The following is a 17,512-nucleotide window of genomic DNA, read 5'->3' as shown; positions in this document are numbered from 1 at the left end:
TTGACCTTGCTGAAAGATTCATATATTATGAGGGTGTCAAATCTCTGAATTATTTTCTATTTTAGTTAATTTTTGGTCAATCTTTAGGGGGGGGAAGAGATGGGCGGAAAACAAGATATATCGAGAAGACAATTTTTAAACTATGCGCTCACCGGCGTGGGGGGATTTATGGCCGCCAGTGCGCTTATGCCCATGGTCCGTTTTGCGCTGGACCCGGTATTAAAACCGACGGGAGATCAAAAAATGGTGCAGGTTGTCAGTGTGGATGAGCTGACGAAGGAGCCGAAGCGATTTGACTTTAAAATTCATCAAGTCGACGCCTGGTACGAATCGGAAGAATCCAGGTCAGCCTGGGTTTACAAGCATGGGGATGAAATTATAGCGCTTTCTCCGATCTGTAAACATTTGGGCTGCACCGTAAACTGGAACAATGATCCTAAAAATCCGAACAAGTTCTTTTGTCCCTGCCATTACGGGCTGTATGAAAAAGACGGCACGAACGTTCCGGGCACGCCGCCGCTCGCGCCTCTTGACCGTTATGAGCAAAAAGTAAAGGACGGCTTTTTGTATCTTGGAAAAGCAAAGCCTAGGGGGGAAGGGTGACATGCTGAATAAAATTTATGACTGGGTGGATGAACGTCTCGATATTACGCCGATGTGGCGGGATATCGCCGACCATGAAGTGCCGGAACATGTAAATCCCGCTCACCATTTCTCGGCTTTTGTCTATTGTTTCGGCGGTTTGACGTTTTTTGTAACCGTTATCCAAGTGCTGTCCGGGATGTTTTTAACGATGTATTATGTGCCGGATATAAAAAACGCGTGGGAATCTGTGTATTATTTGCAGAATGAAGTCGCTTTCGGGCAGATTGTAAGGGGTATGCACCATTGGGGCGCAAGTTTAGTCATTGTGATGATGTTTTTACATACGCTGCGGGTTTTCTTTCAGGGAGCTTATAAAAAGCCTCGGGAATTGAACTGGATCGTCGGTGTTCTGATCTTTTTTGTGATGCTCGGTCTCGGTTTTACAGGGTATCTGCTTCCATGGGATATGAAGGCGCTGTTTGCGACAAAGGTAGGTCTTCAGATTGCGGAGGCGACGCCATTGATCGGAGCGCAGGTGAAAACTCTTCTTGCCGGCCACCACGATATTGTCGGCGCCCAAACGCTGACGAGATTTTTTGCGATTCACGTATTTTTTCTCCCTGCCGCTTTGTTTGCGCTCATGGGCGCCCACTTTGTCATGATCCGCAAGCAGGGAATTTCAGGACCGCTTTAATACAAATCTGATATAAAAGGGAGGGGATGACATGCACCGGGGGAAAGGAATGAAGTTTGTAGGAGATTCAAGGATACCGGCTGAAAAAAAACCGAATATACCGAAAGACTATTCAGAGTATCCTGGAAAGACAGAGGCGTTTTGGCCGAACTTCCTGCTGAAAGAATGGATGGTCGGGGCCGTTTTTCTCGTCGGATTTCTCGTTTTAACGATTGTGCACGAGCCGCCCTTGGAACGGGTGGCGGACCCGACGGATACAGGGTATATTCCGCTGCCGGATTGGTATTTTCTATTTTTATACCAGCTATTAAAATATGAATATGCCGCAGGGAGCTACACCGTTATCGGCGCGATGATTATACCGGGTCTTGCCTTCGGATCGCTGCTTTTGGCTCCGTTTCTCGACAGGGGGTCTGAAAGAAGGCCGTGGAAGCGTCCGGTTGCGGTCGGCATGATGCTTTTGGCGCTTTGCGCTACGGTCTTTTTAACGTGGCAGTCAGTCGCGACGCATGACTGGGCGAAGGCGGAGGAGCAAGGGAAAATCAAAAAAGAAGCCGCCATTGATACTGAATCAGACGGTTATAAGGTATTTAAAGAACAAGGCTGTATTTCCTGTCACGGGGATAATCTTCAAGGCGGAAGCGCCGGACCGTCCCTGGTCGATAACGGGCTGAGCCCGGAAGAAATTAAAAAAATCGCCGTCAAAGGGAAAGGGCAGATGCCAGCCGGTATTTTTAAAGGAAATGACAAACAGCTTGATCAGCTGGCGAAGTTCATTTCTGAAACGACAGCGAAATAACGTATTGTGAAGTAGACAATAGCAGGATATACTTTTATGAAAAGAGCTGACCGGATGTCAGCTTTTTTTGCATGATACATACTTTTTACGGACTGAGAGTTGATGGTATGAGGTGGATTTCTTATCTTTTAGGGTTGCGCGGCATGCTTCTGCTTGTTCTTGCCGTTAATTTTATCGGTACGGTGTACGGCTATTATTGGTATGTGCCGCAGCTTGCGGACACGCCGTTCCGATTTCTGATATTTGTGCCTGACAGCCCGACGGCGACGTTTTTTTTCCTGTTCGTGCTTCTGGCATTTCTCATGGGAAGAAACGCGCCGCTGTTTGAAGCGCTGGCTCTTGTAACCCTTGTAAAATACGGGCTGTGGGCGGTCGGAATGAATGTCTTTGTGCTGGTCAAAATGGGGCAGATGCCTTGGGAAGGGTACATGCTGATTGCTTCACATTTCGCCATGGCCGTTCAAGGCGTTTTATACAGTCCGTATTTTCGGTTCCGGTTATGGCATCTTGCCGTTGCCGCTGTTTGGACGCTTCATAATGATGTCATTGATTATCTTTTCGGCATGATGCCCCGCTACTCAATGCTCAATGACTATATGCAAGTAATCGGCTATGCTACATTCTGGCTGAGCATATTTTCACTCGGCCTTGCATACTATTTGGTGATTTCCAAAAGACGGATAAAGCTTGACTTACACTGATAGAATCTTGGTCTAACCTTGTCCCGCTCCTCATATTCTGTAAAGAGAAGGAGTGGGAGGGACCTCTATGAAACGAAAGCTGACGATCTGTCTTTTACTTGCTCTTATGTGTTTCATCACAACTGCCAAAGCTGAAGATGAGGGCGGTCTCAAGGAACTGAACGACCTTTCGGATACCGTTTTCCAAATGACGCGGCATTCGCAGTATGATGAGGCTCTGCAAGTGCTTGGCTACTTTAAGAAAAAAATGACACACGTAAACTCACTGAGCGGCGCCGAAGTCAGGCAGGTGACTCTGGGTTTCAATGATTTAGTGCGCGTTCTGAAACAGGCAGACGCCTCAGATACCGAAAAAATCCGGGCAGCCGCCCAGTTCAGGTTGGTAATGGATGCGATGGAAGACCACTCCGATCCGCTGTGGGGTTCGCTTGAAAGACCGATTATGGCGACATTCAGCGCCTTAAAAGAAGATGTCAGCGGAAACGGAAGTGAAAATTTCAATGAAAAGTGGAATGAATTTATATCATTATATGATTTAATTTATCCCAGCCTGACAATGGATGTGTCGGCCGGCCAGCTTGATACGGTGGCGAAACATATCGAGGTGATTGAGCAGGACGGGTTTCAGCAGATGACAAAAGGAACAAAGCTTGAGCGTCTGACGCTCCTGCAGCAGGATTTAAAGCGGGTTTTTGACAAGGTGGAGCGGGATGACGCTGACCCTTCGCTGCTCTGGGTCATTCTGACAACAGGCGGTATCATTATTACTGCGCTGACATATGTCGGCTACCGAAAATACAGAGCGGAAAAAAAGAAAGAGAAAAAGCGTGAGTATCCTAAGTCTAAATAAACAGAAATTGCTGTAAAGGAGCTAAGTCAGTGAAAAAACTCATCCAGCAATTGGCTTCAAAACACCTCCCGCAGCCGATCAGAGGCAGAAAAGGGGCGACTGACGAAGGACCGCGAAACCTCGCGCGTGACTTCCAGAATCCTGACATGCTCGTTCCGCCCTCAACGGATGCAGGAACGGTTCAAAACTTGAAATTCTCATTTTCTGATACGCATATGAGGCTTGAAGACGGCGGATGGTCCAGAGAGGTGACGGTCAGGGAACTGCCGGTATCCAAAAACATCGCGGCGGTGAACATGAGACTGAAACCGGGAGCTGTGCGGGAGCTTCATTGGCATAAAGAAGCCGAATGGGGATATGTGATTAACGGAGAAGTCCGTTTAACTGCGGTTGATCAAAATGGGCGGAATTTTATTGATAACGTAAGTGAAGGGGATCTGTGGTATTTTCCTTCCGGCATTCCTCATTCCATTCAAGGGATGGAACGGGGCAGTGAGTTTTTGCTTGTCTTTGATGACGGCTCTTTTTCAGAAAACAGCACCTTTTCAGTAACGGACTGGTTTGCCCACACCCCGCGCAGCGTGCTGGAGGCGAACTTCGGTGTTCCCGGATATGACTTGGCCTACATTCACAAGAAAGAGCGTTACATGTTCCAGCTGGAACCGCCTCCCCCGATTGAACAGGCAGCAGTTTCTTCCCCGGAAGGCACCGTTTTGGAGCCGTTCAGCTACAAGCTTTCCCGGCAGGAGCCCCTTGTTACCAGCGGGGGAAGAGTAAAGATTGTCGATTCAAAAACGTTTAAGGTGTCAAAAACGATTGCCGCAGCTCTTGTGGAGGTCGAACCCGGAGGCATGAGAGAATTGCATTGGCATCCGAATACGGACGAGTGGCAGTATTATCTTTCAGGAGAAGCGAAAATGACGGTGTTTGCGGCGGAGGGAAGAGCGCGGACATTTAACTATCAAGCGGGTGACGTAGGATATGTTCCTTTTGCAATGGGACATTATGTTCAGAATACCGGTGACACCGTGCTTCGATTTCTGGAAATCTTCAAAAGCGACCGTTTCGAAGACGTCTCTTTAAATCAATGGCTGGCACTGACGCCGCAGCGCTTCGTCGAGCAGACGCTCAATGTCAGTCCGGCATTCGTCCGCCGATTGAAAAAGAAAAAATCACCGGTTGTCAAATGGAAACACGAACAGTAAAGGCGGCAAAAGCCGCCTTTTTATTATCGTCTGATCGGATTTTTATTTTCGTCAAGCGTAAATCCTTCGCCGAGCACATCATGGACGTCGCTTACTGCAACAAAGGCGTGCGGGTCAACGGAAGTGATGACGCTTTTCAAAAGCACAATTTCGTTTTTCGGAACGACGCAGTAAAGAACGTCCCTGTCTTCTTTTGTATATGATCCCTGTCCTTTTAAAACGGTGACGCCGCGCTCCATCTCTTCAATGATTTTTTGCTGAATCAAATCGTTTTTCGAAGAAATAATCGTTGCCCCTTTTGCGGCATAGCCGCCTTCCTGGATAAAATCAATCAATCTCGCAGCGACAAAAACGGCTACAAGCGTGTACATCGCTTCCTTGTAAGAAAGATACGTAAACAAAGAAAGCAAAATGACACAGGCGTCAAAGGCAAACATCGTCCGGCCCATCGGGATTCCGAAAAATTTGTTGATCAGCCTGGCGATGATATCGACCCCGCCCGTCGTGCCGCCGTATTTAAAAATAATGCCGAGACCCGCGCCGATAAATACACCGGCGAATAAGGCAGCTAGCGCTAAATCATGGGACAGCGGCATATGAATTTCGTAGCGCTGAAAAACACTCAGAAAAACAGAAAGAGAGACGGTGCCGATCAGGGTATAGACAAACATCGTCCGGCCGAGCATACGCCAGCCGATGAAAAAGATAGGAATGTTCAATACCAGGTTGGAAATAGAAGGGCTGATGTGGAATAACGCATATAAAAGCAGCGTAATGCCGGTAAATCCGCCTTCCGCCAAATTGTTCTGCATATTAAAGTGAACCAGTCCGAATGAAAAAACAGCGGCGCCGATTAAAATAAAGCAAATGTTTTTGATTCTGATTTCTCCAAGCATTGCATCAAACCCCTTTTCCTTCCATAAGATTGCGTAAATATTATAGTGGATACAAAAGAAAACAGCAAACTGCCGTTTTTAACATTTGTCAAATGTACTTGAATTAGCTAACATGGAAGAGATGACAGGAGGTATTCGCACAGTGAGTGACAAAACGATGAAAGACTTACAAGCTGAGGTCGATGAATATATCGGCCAATTCAAAGAAGGCTATTTCAGCCCGCTTGCCATGATGGCCCGTCTCACGGAAGAACTGGGCGAACTTGCAAGAGAAGTCAACCATTATTATGGGGAAAAGCCGAAGAAAACGACGGAAAATGAGAAAAGCATGGAAGAGGAAATGGGCGATGTGCTGTTCGTCCTGATCTGCCTCGCCAACTCCCTTGATATTTCATTGGAGGAAGCTCATAACCGCGTCATGCATAAATTTAATACACGTGATAAAGACCGCTGGACTAGAAAAGAAGAAGGAAAGTAGGAGAAACCATGTCAAATGAAACCATTAAAGTCGTCATTGCCGGACCGAGAGGCAGAATGGGCCAGGAGGCCGTAAAACTTGCTGTCCGCACGCCTCATTTTGAGCTTGTCGGCGCCATTGACCATACATACGATCAGCAAACATTGCGGGAAGTGATGTCGGCTGATTCAGACGCTCTTATTTATACGGATATCCGCGCATGTTTCCAACAAACAAAACCGGATGTGCTGATCGATTTGACAACGCCTGAAATCGGCAAAAAACATACGAAAGCCGCTCTTGAACACGGCGTCCGCCCCGTTGTGGGAACGACCGGATTTTCTGAAGCGGATTTAGAGGAGCTTCAAGCCTTGACTGAAGAAAAAGGAATCGGCGCCATCATCGCTCCGAACTTTGCATTGGGCGCGGTGCTGATGATGAAGTTCTCACAAATGGCCGCCAACTATTTTGAAGATGTAGAAATCATTGAGCTTCATCATGATCAAAAGCTGGATGCCCCGAGCGGAACGGCGCTGAAAACAGCGGAAATGATCTCAAGCGTCCGTACAGAAAAGCAGCAGGGCCATCCTGATGAAAAAGAAATTCTGCCGGGCGCCCGCGGTGCTGAATTAAACGGCATCCGCCTTCACAGCGTGCGTCTTCCGGGTCTTATCGCCCACCAGGAAGTCATGTTCGGCATGGACGGCCAGACGCTGAAACTGCGCCATGACTCCTATAACCGGGCTTCCTTTATGTCAGGAGTGAAGCTGTCAGTGGAGCAAGTGATGAAAATCGACCAGCTTGTATACGGACTCGAAAATATTATCGACTGAATCGGCAAGGGGGAGAACATCAAATGAAAATCGCTTTGATTGCTCACGATAAAAAAAAGCAGGATATGGTTCAGTTTACGACCGCATATAAAGATATACTGAGCCATCATGAGTTATACGCGACAGGTACGACAGGCCTGAAAATCCAGGAAGCGACCGGATTGTCCGTTGAACGTTTTCAATCCGGCCCGCTCGGCGGAGATCAGCAAATCGGCGCATTGATTGCGGCAAATGCCCTGGATCTCGTCATTTTTCTGCGCGATCCATTAACTGCGCAGCCTCACGAACCGGATGTCTCGGCGCTGATCCGGCTGTGTGACGTATACGCGATCCCGCTCGCCACAAATATGGGAACAGCGGAAATCCTCGTCCGGACGCTGGACGGCGGGGCATTTGATTTCCGCAATCTTGTGCGCGGAGGAGAGCCGAATGTCTGAACACGTTGATATTCTGGCGTTCGGCGCCCATAGTGATGATGTCGAGATCGGTATGGGCGGCACGATCGCAAAATTTACGGCTCAAGGAAAAACCGCGGTGATATGCGATTTGACCGAGGCCGAACTATCATCCAACGGAACGGTAGGGATAAGAAAAGAAGAAGCGGCAGAGGCGGCACGAATTCTCGGCGTAAAAGAGAGAATCCAGCTTACGCTTCCCGACCGCGGGCTTTTGAAAAGTGAGGACGGCATCCGCCGGATTGTCAGTGTCATCAGAGCCTGCCGGCCGAAAACCGTTTTCATGCCTTATCCGAAAGACCGCCATCCTGACCACGGCAATGCGGCGGCTTTGGTCGAAGAGGCGGTGTTCTCGGCGGGAATTCATAAATACAGAGATCATCAGGAACTGCCGGCTCATAAGGCTCAGCGCGTATACTATTATATGATCAACGGGTTTCACCGTCCGGACTTTGTAATCGACATAACGGAAACCATCGATCTGAAAAAAGAAAGCCTGCACGCCTATCAAAGCCAGTTTATTCCTACGGCGCAGTCAGTGAACACACCGCTGACCAACGGTTATATTGAAATGGTGGAAGCGCGGGAAAGACTGTATGGCAAAGAAGCCGGGACGGGGTATGCCGAGGGTTTCTTTTCAAAACAGCTTCCCGTTTTGAATGATGATGTTTTTGGGGGCGGACAATGAGACCATTAAAAATAGGGATTACATGCTACCCGAGTGTCGGAGGCTCGGGTATTATTGCGACGGAACTCGGCAAGCTGCTTGCAGAAAAAGGGCACCAGGTTCATTTCATCACATCAAGCATCCCGTTCAGATTAAATACATATCATCCGAATATTCATTTTCATGAGGTGGAAGTCAACCAATACGCGGTATTTAAATATCCGCCTTATGACCTTACGCTGGCGAGCAAAATCGCCGAGGTTGCCGCAAGGGAAAATCTTGATATCATCCACGCGCATTATGCGCTGCCGCATGCGGTATGCGCTTATCTTGCCAAGCAGATGCTCAAGCGCGACATCGGCATCGTGACGACGCTTCACGGTACGGACATCACCGTTTTAGGATATGATCCGTCATTAAAAGATTTAATCCGTTTTGCCATCGAAGCGTCCGACAGAGTGACGGCGGTATCAACCGCGCTTGCCGGAGAAACATATGACTTAATCAAGCCGGATAAAAAAATTGAGACCATCTACAACTTTATTGATGAACGTGTTTATCTTAAGAAAAATACAGAGAGTATAAAAGAGAAACATGGCATTTTGCCGGATGAAAAAGTCGTCATCCATGTTTCGAACTTCAGAAAAGTAAAACGTGTTAAAGATGTCATCCGCGTTTTCCGTAATATCGCAGCCAAAACAAAGGCGAAGCTCCTGCTTGTCGGCGACGGGCCGGAAAAGTGCGTCGCTTGGCAGCTTGTCGAAAAATACGGACTGCAGGATCAAGTGCTGCTCCTCGGAAATCAGGACAGGGTGGAAGAGCTGTATTCCATCAGCGACCTTAAGCTTCTTCTGTCTGAAAAAGAAAGTTTCGGACTCGTCCTCCTTGAGGCGATGGCCTGCGGCGTGCCGTGCATCGGAACAAATATCGGCGGAATCCCGGAAGTGATTAAAGATCAAGTAAGCGGTTTTCTGGTGGAAGTCGGCGATATTCAGGCGGCATCTGAAAAAGCGCTTGCCGTTTTAGAAGATAAACAGCTCAGCAAACGATTGACTGATCATGCGCTGAAAATGGCGGAGACCGCCTTTTCTTCGCAAAGAATCGTCAGTCAGTATGAACGGATTTATGACGAATTGGCAGGACCGGAGTGATCTTATGGAACAGGAATTTGTCAAAGCCCTCCCCATCCTTCATCATCTGATGAAGGCGGGCCATCAGGCGTACTTTGTCGGGGGAGCCGTCAGAGACAGCTATATGAAACGAAAAATAGGTGATGTGGACATCGCAACCAGCGCTTCGCCGAATGAGGTGGAGCGTCTCTTTAAGCGGACTGTCGATGTAGGAAAAGAGCACGGCACCGTCATCGTCCTGTGGGAAGATGAAACCTATGAAGTCACCACTTTTCGTGCCGAATCAGAATATAAGGATTACCGGCGCCCTGAAGCTGTGCGGTTCATCACTTCTTTATCAGAAGACTTAAAGCGGAGAGACTTAACGATTAATGCGATGGCGATGTCTGCCGAAGGAGAGCTGCTTGATTATTTCGGAGGCGCACATGATATCGGACAAAAGCTGATCCGAACGGTAGGTAACCCTGAAGACCGTTTTCGGGAAGACGCTCTGCGGATGATGAGAGCCGTCCGCTTTATGAGTCAGCTCGGCTTTCTGTTAGAAAAAGAAACAAGAGAGGCCATCATAAAAGACAGGGAGCTTTTGGCACATGTATCAGTAGAACGAAAGACCGTCGAGTTTGAAAAGCTGCTGCAGGGCGCTTTCTCACAGGATGCAATTCAAACGATGGTGCATACAGGTTTGATACAAGAGCTGCCCGGCCTTTCCGGTTATGAGCAGCAAATGCTTGAAGCGAGCGGATTTCCGTTTTCTTCTTTAGATGCACGCGAAGAACGCTGGGCAGCGCTGTTATTGTTTCTCGGTCTTTGTCCGAAAAGCGCCGAGGCGTTTTTAAAACAATGGAAACTGCCGGGAAAAGTCATAAAAAAAGCGGTGCAGATCATAAGCGTTTATCCGGTGCAGCTGGAAGCGGAAGCGATGTACCGGGCGGGAGAGGCGCTGTTTTCAGCCGTTAAAATCGGGATGCTGAAAAAGCATAAGACGATTGATGAACAAAAGCTGAAAGAGGTTCAGAGCCTGTATGAGCAGCTGCCGATCAAAAGCCTTCGAGACCTCGACATTTCAGGCGCTGATCTGATGGAGCTCAGAAACCGCCGCGCGGGTAAATGGGTGGCCGAAGAACTTCGCCGGATTGAAGAAGCGGTATTGGCAGGGAAGCTCCCTAACCGAAAACATGACATAAAGGAGTGGCTCGCATCATGGGATCAACATTAAGAACCCGATTAATTGATTTATTTTCTGAGGCGGGTGACGGCTTTATCTCCGGGCAGAAAATTAGTGACGCGCTCGGCTGCTCGAGAACCGCCGTTTGGAAACATATAGAGGAACTCCGCAAAGAGGGCTATGAGGTTGAGGCGGTCAGACGAAAAGGGTACAGGCTCATTAAAAAACCGGGGAAACTCAGTGAATCAGAAATCCGTTTCGGGCTGAAAACAGAGGTTTTGGGCAAACAGCTTCATTATCGGGACGTCCTGCCATCCACCCAAAAAACCGCTCATGAACTTGCCAATGACGGCGCGCCGGAAGGAACGCTCGTAGTCGCCGATAAACAAACGGCAGGCAGAGGAAGAATGGCCAGAGTATGGCATTCACAGGAGGGAAACGGGATTTGGATGAGCCTCATTCTGAGACCCGACGTTCCTTTGCAAAAAACGCCGCAGCTCACCCTGTTATCTGCCGTTGCGGTCGTACAGGCCATCGAGGCTTTTACAGGTGTACAGCCCGCCATTAAATGGCCGAATGATTTAATGATTCACGGCAAAAAAGCCGTCGGGATTTTAACTGAGCTGCAGGCGGAAGAAGACCGTGTCCGTTCGGTTATTCTCGGGATCGGCATCAACGTGAACCAGCAGGAAACCGATTTTCCCGGCGAGCTTCAGGACATTGCGACGAGCCTCAGGATGGAAGCCGGCGAAAAAATTGACAGAGCGGGTCTGATACAAGAGATTTTGCTGACTTTTGAAAAACGCTATCAGGATTATTTGAAGCACGGCTTTACACCGATCAAGCTGTTATGGGAAAGCTATGCGGTCGGACTGGGGAACGAGCTCAGAGCGAGAACGCTGCAAGGGACGTTTTACGGGAAATCGCTCGGCATTGATGATGAGGGAGTTCTTCTCTTGGAAACGAAAGACGGTATAAAGAAGATATATTCTGCTGATATTGAGCTCAATTAATCTTAGTTGGTACAAGCCTCGTGAATTTGGTATACTTCCTATGGGCAGTATCATAATGAACTGCACCTGATCAGCAGAACAGAGATTACGAAAAGTCTGCCTTGATCCAAAAAAGGACTGGGACAGAGGGATGACATTCGCCGAACGTTAAACAAGTGGGGATCCTTCTTATTTTACAGAAGGCTTTTTTGCTTGCGAAGAATTGGCGGCTCATCTCCTCACCGTTTAGAGGAGGAGAAACAGAATGAAAACAAAACTGGATTTCATGAAAATGAAGGAAAATGGAGAGCCGATCGTGATGCTGACCGCTTACGATTATCCGCAGGCAAAGCTTGCGGAACAGGCGGGAGTCGACATGATTTTAGTCGGGGATTCGCTCGGAATGGTCGTGCTCGGACTCGATTCAACAGTCGGCGTAACGGTCAGTGACATGATTCACCATACAAAAGCGGTAAAACGCGGTGCGAAAAATACGTTTATCGTAACTGACATGCCGTTTATGTCTTACCACCTTTCAAAAGAAGATACAATGAAAAACGCCGCGGCCATTATTCAGGAAAGCGGCGCGGACGCGTTAAAGCTTGAAGGCGGAGACGGCGTTTTCGAATCCATCCGCGCGCTGACTCTCGGCGGAATTCCCGTCGTCAGCCATTTAGGCCTCACACCGCAGTCTGTCGGCGTATTAGGCGGATATAAAGTGCAGGGGAAAGATGAGCAAAGCGCGAAAAAGCTCATTGAAGACAGCATCAAATGCGAGCAGGCGGGAGCGATGATGCTCGTGCTTGAATGCGTGCCTGCTGAACTGACTGCTAAAATAAAAGAAGAAGTATCCATTCCTGTCATCGGAATCGGAGCCGGTTCAAAAGCGGACGGCCAAGTCCTTGTCTATCATGACGTTGTCGGCCACGGCGTGGACAGAACACCGAAGTTCGTGAAGCAATACGCCAAAATCGACGGCACGATTGAGTCGGCCCTCAGCGATTACGTCCGTGATGTGAAAGAACGGGTTTTCCCGGAAGAAAAGCATTCCTTTCAGATAAACCAAACTGTGCTGCAAGGCTTGTACGGAGGAAAGTAAGCGATGAAACAACTGACAGAAACTCAACAGCTGAAAGAATTGATTGCACAATACCGCTCAGAAGGCCGGACGATCGGATTCGTCCCGACGATGGGTTTTCTTCATGAAGGACATCTGACGCTGGTTGAAAAAGCAAGCAAAGAAAACGATATTGTCGTGATGAGCATCTTTGTCAATCCGACTCAATTCGGACCGGGCGAGGATTACGAAGCATATCCGCGAGATTTAAAGCGCGATGCCCGGCTTGCAGAACAGGCGGGGGCAGATGTTTTGTTTACGCCGTCTCCAAGTGATATGTATAAAGGCGAGCAAAATGTTGCCGTGCAAGTGAAAAGGAGAACTGACGTGTTGTGCGGCGCCTCCCGCGTCGGCCATTTTGACGGAGTGGCCACTGTGCTGACGAAGTTTTTCAATCTCGTTAAACCGACCCGCGCCTACTTCGGCCTGAAAGATGCCCAGCAGGCAGCGGTTGTGGACGGATTGATTAAGGATTTCTTTATGGATATCGAATTGGTCGCAGTGGACACGGTCAGAGAAGAAGAAGGACTTGCCAAAAGCTCTCGCAACGTCTATCTGACTGAGCAGGAACGCAAAGAAGCGCCGATGATCTATAAAGCATTGCAGCAAGGTGCCGAACTGATCAGAGACGGTGAAAGAAATCCGGAAACCGTTATAAAAACCGTCACCGATATCATCGAAAACACAAGCGGCGTCATTGATTATGCCGAACTGTACGCTTATCCGGAGCTGACTCCGCTTAAAACATTAAACGGCAAGGTCATTCTGGCCTGCGCCGTCCAATTTTCTAAAGCCAGACTGATTGATAATATCATTATTGATATTGATGAATGGGAGAGATCATAATATGTACCGCACTATGATGGCCGGAAAACTGCACCGCGCTACCGTGACGGAAGCCAATTTAAACTATGTCGGCAGCATTACGATTGATGAAGATCTTTTAGATGCCGTCGGAATGCTCGCTAATGAAAAAGTTCAAATTGTGAATAATAATAACGGAGCGAGACTTGAAACGTATATTATTCCCGGTAAGCGGGGGAGCGGCGTCATCTGTTTAAACGGAGCAGCCGCCCGTCTCGTCCAAGAAGGAGATAAAGTCATTATTATTTCTTATCAAATGATGTCTGATCAGGAAGCAAAAAGCCATCAGCCGAAGGTGGCTGTTCTGGATGATCAGAATAAAATCGAGCAGATGCTGGGCCAGGAGCCGGCACACACGATTTTGTAAAAGAGCCCCCTTCATGGGGGTTTTCTTTTAAGATTTAGGGGCAAAAGCTGTTTTTCCGCTCCATTTCTCAACAAAACGTGTTACACTTTTCTCGTATGCAGGAATTGAGGTGTCCATTTTAATGAACAAACAACGGTTCGTTGTCATAGATGTCGAAACAACAGGAAATTCGCCGAAAAAGGGCGATAAAATCATTCAAATCGCAGCGGTTGTCATTGAAAATGGACAAATAACTGAGCGGTTTTCAAAATATATCAATCCGAATCAGGTCATTCCGCCGTTTATTGAACAGCTGACCGGAATTTCGTCCGGAATGGTTGAAAATGAACTGCCGTTTGAAGCGGTCGCAGAGGAGATTTTTCATCTGCTTGACGGCGCGTATTTTGTTGCCCACAATATTCATTTCGACCTCGGATTTGTCCGGCATGAACTGAGCGAAGCGGGCTATGAGCTGCCGGATTGTGAAGTGCTTGATACGGTTGAGCTTTCGCGTATTGTTTTCCCGGGGTTTGAAGGATATAAGCTCGGTGAGTTGTGCGCGGAGCTGAATATTGTTCATGACCGCCCTCACCGCGCAGACAGCGATGCGGAGGTTACGGGACTGGTCTTTTTAGACATTTTACATAAACTGAAACATTTGCCTTTACCGACATTAAAGCAGCTTAGAAGGCTTTCACAGCATTTTATCAGCGATTTGACGCTGCTTTTGGATTCTTTTATACATGAAAGCAGGCCGTCGGGAGAAAAGAGCTGCATTCCATACGCCTCTTTTTCAATTAAAGAGCCCGATCACATTCCGGTTTCCCGTCCGGTGAATGCGGCCATTGACCTTGAAAAGTGGAACGAAGAAAAAGAACAGATCTTATCCGGCATCCTCCCCCGCTATGAAAAGCGGAAAGGGCAGCTTTCGATGATGGATGAAGTGCTTGGCGCCTTCCGCAATCGGGAGCATGCGCTGATTGAAGCGGCACCCGGCATCGGAAAAACGATCGGTTATCTCGTTCCGGCTGTTTTATTTGCCAAAGCGGAGCAGACTCCCGTGATTATCAGCACGTACTCTACTCTTTTGCAGCAGCAGATCATGTCTAAAGATCTCCCGCTTTTGGAGCGTATGTTTCCTTGGACGGTCAAAGCTGCTATTTTAAAAGGGAAATCACATTATCTGTGCCTGCCTAAGTTTGAACATATTCTGCATGAGGAAGATGACAACTATGATGCGGTTTTGACGAAAGCGCAGCTTCTCGTCTGGCTGACGGAGACTGAAACAGGCGACGCCGCTGAGCTGAATCTTCCATCAGGCGGCAGATTGCTGTGGGAGCGCATGGCTTACGATGAGAATTCTTTTTTTAAAAAAGGGAAGGACTCGGCTGCCGGGTTTTATGAACGGGCTAAAGAAAAAGCACAGGCCGCAGATCTGATTATCACAAACCATGCTTTGCTGTTTTCAGATCAAAGCAGTGAAACGAAAAAACTGCCTGCAAGCGGAACAATCATCATTGATGAAGCGCATCATTTCGAACGCGCCGCCAGCGAGCACCTGGGGAAGAGAGCTTCATACATCGGACTGCACACAAAGCTCAGCCGAATCGGAACCTTAAAGGAACACGGACTGTTAAAGCGGATGAGAAAACTGTTTTATACGTATGAACTGCCGGCGGAAAGTTTTTTTGACGCCGATGAGTGGATGAAGCATATTCAATCGGAAAGCGACGCATTTTTCAGTTCAGTGCATTCTTTTGTCAAACGAAGAAAACCTAAAGACGATCTGAACCGTCTCGTCTATAGTCTCAATCATAAAAGCCAGGATAAAGGGTTTCACATGATAACGGACGGAGCGGAGCGGCTTTGTGCGATGCTGGATCAGCTGCTTGACATGTTTTCAGTACAGGAGAAACTGTTACATCAAAAGCTTGAACAGATGAAAAGCGGAGCGGCTTTTTTAGCGGCCGAATATGTAAAGTGTATCAGGGGGCTGAAAGAATATCGTGATACGTTCAGCAGGCTGCTGTTTGAAAATGATGAGAAAGAAGCCGTTTGGGTTGAAATAGATGCGAAGGGCGCAAAAAATGCCGTCAGCATCTATGCGCAGCCTTTGGAGCCCGGTGAAATGCTTGCAGACCAGTTTTTCGCCCGCAAAAAAAGCGTTGTGCTCACATCAGCGACCTTAATGGTGGAGCAGTCTTTTCAATTTATGATTGAAAGGCTCGGACTTGCGGATTTTTATCCGCGCACCAAAAGCATCCCGTCTCCTTTTTCTTACGATGATCAGATGAACGTCATCATTCCGAAAGAGATGAAATCCGTTAAATATGACGGAGAGCGGGAAGTCATTGAGCATATTGCCAAGTATGCAGAAATCATGTCAAAGGGAAAACAGCCGAAGATCCTTGTCCTGTTTACGTCTCATGATATGCTGAAAAAAGTGTATCAGGAACTGAAACTCAGTATGGAGATATCAGGCATTCAGCTTCTCGCCCAAGGTATTTCGGGCGGGAGTCCCGGTAAATTAATGAAAACCTTTAAAACGGCAAGCCGGGCGATTTTGCTCGGGACGAATCATTTCTGGGAAGGCGTTGATTTTCCGGGGGATGAATTGTCAACCGTCATGATCGCAAGACTTCCTTTCAGGGCGCCTGATAATCCGCTTCACGCCGCAAAATGCGAATTTGCCAAGAAACAGGGGAAAAATCCGTTTCAGACGATTTCCCTGCCTGAGGCCGTGTTAACGTTCAGACAGGGGATCGGGCGCCTGCTCCGTACGGCGGGAGACAAGGGAACAATCGTTCTTTTAGATCAGCGTGTAAAAACGGCGGGATACGGACGGCTGTTTCTTGAAGCGCTCCCGACTTCATCTCTTTTGGAACTGACGGATGCCGAAATGGCGGCTTATGTCAGCCAAACGGAATAAAAGCCGCATAAACGCGGCTTTCGTGGTGTGGGATGAGGAATTGTTTTTATAGTAAAAGCGGGTTCATGCCGCCTTGTGATTTTATTATGCCGCGGGCGCATCCCGTTATGACTAACAAAATTTGTTCGACCGATGGAGGGTATAAAAATGGAAAGCAAAATTGAAATTCTGTCAACGATTAATGTGGAGCATTCAGATGATTTATATAAAATCGTCGATACATTAAACCGGACTTTGAAACGGGACAATCTGATGTTCGGCCTTGCGCTAGACGAAGAAAATCAAAATGAAGCGGTCTTCACCATTTATCGCACATAGGTGAAAAAGATGAGAAAAAAAGCATTAATATTTACAGCCGTATTTGGTATTATTTTTTTAGCAGTTCTTTTATTTTCGGCCAGCATTTTTAAATCTGCAATGGCTCAAAAAGAAGAAGGCCACGAAACAGCTGCCGCAGCCGCTAAAGAAAAAACGCAGCTGACAGATGCTGAGAAAGTGGAGACCTTTGTCGGCAAACAGAAATATTATGTTGTTACCGGAACGGATAAACATGGAAAAGATATGTATGTATGGGTTCCGGCCGACAAAAAAGCAAAAATTCTCTCAAAAAAAGCCAGTGACGGCATTTCAAGCGGCAAGGCTGCCAAGATCGTTCGGGACGAAGGGCTTGTTTCCAAGCTGAATGGCGTTCACCCGGCGAGAGAAAACAATGTTCCGTTATGGGAAGTGACCTATATCAACAAAAGCGGGCAATATAGCTTCAGCTATGTGGACTTTACAAGCGGCAAGATTCTCAAAAACATCACACCGTGAGACGTATTAGGGGG

At 47.8% G+C, this 17,512-nt stretch carries 20 protein-coding genes; 19 read left to right on the top strand and 1 reads right to left on the bottom strand.

Features of this window, described 5'->3' with window-relative positions; genetic code table 11:
• Positions 1-99 precede the first annotated feature (99 nt).
• The 6 genes from MY7_RS09320 to MY7_RS09295 all read left to right on the top strand — a co-directional run bounded on the left by MY7_RS09320 (position 100) and on the right by MY7_RS09295 (position 4,834).
• Entirely contained in the window at positions 100-603 is a 504-nt protein-coding gene (locus MY7_RS09320; protein ID WP_003153484.1) for a ubiquinol-cytochrome c reductase iron-sulfur subunit, read from the top strand.
• Position 604: 1 nt separating this feature from the next.
• A complete protein-coding gene (gene qcrB / locus MY7_RS09315) occupies positions 605-1,279 on the top strand; it encodes a menaquinol-cytochrome c reductase cytochrome b subunit (protein ID WP_003153485.1) in 675 nt (224 codons plus the stop codon).
• Positions 1,280-1,310: 31 nt separating this feature from the next.
• A complete protein-coding gene (locus MY7_RS09310; RefSeq protein ID WP_007409471.1) occupies positions 1,311-2,078 on the top strand; it encodes a menaquinol-cytochrome c reductase cytochrome b/c subunit in 768 nt (255 codons plus the stop codon).
• Positions 2,079-2,185: 107 nt separating this feature from the next.
• A complete protein-coding gene (locus MY7_RS09305) occupies positions 2,186-2,779 on the top strand; it encodes a DUF1405 domain-containing protein (protein WP_007612218.1) in 594 nt (197 codons plus the stop codon).
• Positions 2,780-2,846: 67 nt separating this feature from the next.
• Complete coding sequence (gene ypjB, locus MY7_RS09300; RefSeq protein ID WP_007612217.1) at positions 2,847-3,629, top strand: sporulation protein YpjB; 783 nt, start codon at positions 2,847-2,849, stop codon at positions 3,627-3,629.
• Between the two features lie 29 nt (positions 3,630-3,658).
• Entirely contained in the window at positions 3,659-4,834 is a 1,176-nt protein-coding gene (locus tag MY7_RS09295; RefSeq protein ID WP_007612216.1) for an oxalate decarboxylase family bicupin, read from the top strand.
• A 23-nt stretch (positions 4,835-4,857) separates the two neighbouring features.
• Here MY7_RS09295 and MY7_RS09290 read toward each other — a convergent pair whose 3' ends face one another.
• Positions 4,858-5,730, bottom strand: coding sequence for a YitT family protein (locus tag MY7_RS09290; protein WP_003153493.1), 873 nt, complete (start codon positions 5,728-5,730; stop codon positions 4,858-4,860).
• 142 nt (positions 5,731-5,872) lie between these two features.
• On the opposite strand from MY7_RS09290, the gene MY7_RS09285 reads away from it, so the two are divergent.
• From MY7_RS09285 to tseB, 13 genes are all read left to right on the top strand, one after another.
• Positions 5,873-6,208 (top strand): nucleotide pyrophosphohydrolase, encoded by a 336-nt coding sequence (locus tag MY7_RS09285; protein ID WP_003153495.1) that lies wholly within the window; start codon positions 5,873-5,875, stop codon positions 6,206-6,208.
• An 8-nt stretch (positions 6,209-6,216) separates the two neighbouring features.
• Positions 6,217-7,020, top strand: coding sequence for a 4-hydroxy-tetrahydrodipicolinate reductase (dapB, locus tag MY7_RS09280; RefSeq protein ID WP_007612215.1), 804 nt, complete (start codon positions 6,217-6,219; stop codon positions 7,018-7,020).
• 23 nt (positions 7,021-7,043) lie between these two features.
• On the top strand, positions 7,044-7,457 hold the full coding sequence (gene mgsA, locus MY7_RS09275; protein ID WP_003153499.1) for a methylglyoxal synthase: 414 nt from the start codon (positions 7,044-7,046) through the stop codon (positions 7,455-7,457).
• On the top strand, positions 7,450-8,163 hold the full coding sequence (gene bshB1, locus MY7_RS09270; RefSeq protein ID WP_003153501.1) for a bacillithiol biosynthesis deacetylase BshB1: 714 nt from the start codon (positions 7,450-7,452) through the stop codon (positions 8,161-8,163). Before mgsA ends, bshB1 begins: the two co-directional genes overlap by 8 nt.
• Complete coding sequence (gene bshA / locus MY7_RS09265) at positions 8,160-9,293, top strand: N-acetyl-alpha-D-glucosaminyl L-malate synthase BshA (protein ID WP_007612214.1); 1,134 nt, start codon at positions 8,160-8,162, stop codon at positions 9,291-9,293. The genes bshB1 and bshA overlap by 4 nt, the downstream gene beginning before the upstream one ends.
• 4 nt (positions 9,294-9,297) lie before the next feature.
• A complete protein-coding gene (locus MY7_RS09260) occupies positions 9,298-10,488 on the top strand; it encodes a CCA tRNA nucleotidyltransferase (protein ID WP_029326129.1) in 1,191 nt (396 codons plus the stop codon).
• A complete protein-coding gene (locus MY7_RS09255) occupies positions 10,473-11,450 on the top strand; it encodes a bifunctional biotin--[acetyl-CoA-carboxylase] synthetase/biotin operon repressor (protein ID WP_007612212.1) in 978 nt (325 codons plus the stop codon). Before MY7_RS09260 ends, MY7_RS09255 begins: the two co-directional genes overlap by 16 nt.
• Before the next feature lie 244 nt (positions 11,451-11,694).
• A complete protein-coding gene (gene panB, locus MY7_RS09250; RefSeq protein WP_007612211.1) occupies positions 11,695-12,528 on the top strand; it encodes a 3-methyl-2-oxobutanoate hydroxymethyltransferase in 834 nt (277 codons plus the stop codon).
• Positions 12,529-12,531: 3 nt separating this feature from the next.
• On the top strand, positions 12,532-13,392 hold the full coding sequence (panC, locus tag MY7_RS09245; protein WP_007612199.1) for a pantoate--beta-alanine ligase: 861 nt from the start codon (positions 12,532-12,534) through the stop codon (positions 13,390-13,392).
• Between the two features lies 1 nt (position 13,393).
• Entirely contained in the window at positions 13,394-13,777 is a 384-nt protein-coding gene (panD, locus tag MY7_RS09240; RefSeq protein WP_003153510.1) for an aspartate 1-decarboxylase, read from the top strand.
• A gap of 121 nt (positions 13,778-13,898) precedes the next feature.
• A complete protein-coding gene (gene dinG, locus MY7_RS09235; RefSeq protein WP_007612193.1) occupies positions 13,899-16,685 on the top strand; it encodes an ATP-dependent DNA helicase DinG in 2,787 nt (928 codons plus the stop codon).
• Positions 16,686-16,832: 147 nt separating this feature from the next.
• Positions 16,833-17,003: a YpmA family protein gene (locus tag MY7_RS19200; protein ID WP_003153512.1), complete on the top strand. Its 171-nt coding sequence runs from the start codon at positions 16,833-16,835 to the stop codon at positions 17,001-17,003.
• 9 nt (positions 17,004-17,012) lie between these two features.
• Positions 17,013-17,498, top strand: coding sequence for a cell wall elongation/penicillin-binding protein regulator TseB (gene tseB, locus MY7_RS09230; protein ID WP_007612191.1), 486 nt, complete (start codon positions 17,013-17,015; stop codon positions 17,496-17,498).
• Positions 17,499-17,512 lie beyond the last annotated feature (14 nt).

Origin of the sequence: Bacillus sp. 5B6 (assembly GCF_000259405.1) — a bacterium.
In the GTDB taxonomy this organism is placed as follows: Bacteria; Bacillota; Bacilli; order Bacillales; family Bacillaceae; genus Bacillus; species Bacillus velezensis.
The sequence above is the reverse complement of the archived record's forward strand: the minus strand, read 5'-3'. Positions and strand labels throughout refer to the sequence as shown.

Excerpts from the sequence above, each read along its gene's own strand:
- panC (WP_007612199.1), top strand. The coding sequence starts at position 12,532 with ATGAAACAACTGACAGAAACTCAACAGCTGAAAGAATTGATTGCACAA.
- tseB (WP_007612191.1), top strand. The coding sequence starts at position 17,013 with ATGAGAAAAAAAGCATTAATATTTACAGCCGTATTTGGTATTATTTTT.
- MY7_RS09260 (WP_029326129.1), top strand. The coding sequence starts at position 9,298 with ATGGAACAGGAATTTGTCAAAGCCCTCCCCATCCTTCATCATCTGATG.
- dapB (WP_007612215.1), top strand. The coding sequence starts at position 6,217 with ATGTCAAATGAAACCATTAAAGTCGTCATTGCCGGACCGAGAGGCAGA.
- MY7_RS09305 (WP_007612218.1), top strand. The coding sequence starts at position 2,186 with ATGAGGTGGATTTCTTATCTTTTAGGGTTGCGCGGCATGCTTCTGCTT.
- dinG (WP_007612193.1), top strand. The coding sequence starts at position 13,899 with ATGAACAAACAACGGTTCGTTGTCATAGATGTCGAAACAACAGGAAAT.
- MY7_RS09320 (WP_003153484.1), top strand. The coding sequence starts at position 100 with ATGGGCGGAAAACAAGATATATCGAGAAGACAATTTTTAAACTATGCG.
- panD (WP_003153510.1), top strand. The coding sequence starts at position 13,394 with ATGTACCGCACTATGATGGCCGGAAAACTGCACCGCGCTACCGTGACG.
- MY7_RS19200 (WP_003153512.1), top strand. The coding sequence starts at position 16,833 with ATGGAAAGCAAAATTGAAATTCTGTCAACGATTAATGTGGAGCATTCA.
- mgsA (WP_003153499.1), top strand. The coding sequence starts at position 7,044 with ATGAAAATCGCTTTGATTGCTCACGATAAAAAAAAGCAGGATATGGTT.
- qcrB (WP_003153485.1), top strand. The coding sequence starts at position 605 with ATGCTGAATAAAATTTATGACTGGGTGGATGAACGTCTCGATATTACG.
- MY7_RS09310 (WP_007409471.1), top strand. The coding sequence starts at position 1,311 with ATGCACCGGGGGAAAGGAATGAAGTTTGTAGGAGATTCAAGGATACCG.
- panB (WP_007612211.1), top strand. The coding sequence starts at position 11,695 with ATGAAAACAAAACTGGATTTCATGAAAATGAAGGAAAATGGAGAGCCG.
- ypjB (WP_007612217.1), top strand. The coding sequence starts at position 2,847 with ATGAAACGAAAGCTGACGATCTGTCTTTTACTTGCTCTTATGTGTTTC.
- bshB1 (WP_003153501.1), top strand. The coding sequence starts at position 7,450 with ATGTCTGAACACGTTGATATTCTGGCGTTCGGCGCCCATAGTGATGAT.
- MY7_RS09255 (WP_007612212.1), top strand. The coding sequence starts at position 10,473 with ATGGGATCAACATTAAGAACCCGATTAATTGATTTATTTTCTGAGGCG.
- MY7_RS09290 (WP_003153493.1), bottom strand. The coding sequence starts at position 5,730 with ATGCTTGGAGAAATCAGAATCAAAAACATTTGCTTTATTTTAATCGGC.
- bshA (WP_007612214.1), top strand. The coding sequence starts at position 8,160 with ATGAGACCATTAAAAATAGGGATTACATGCTACCCGAGTGTCGGAGGC.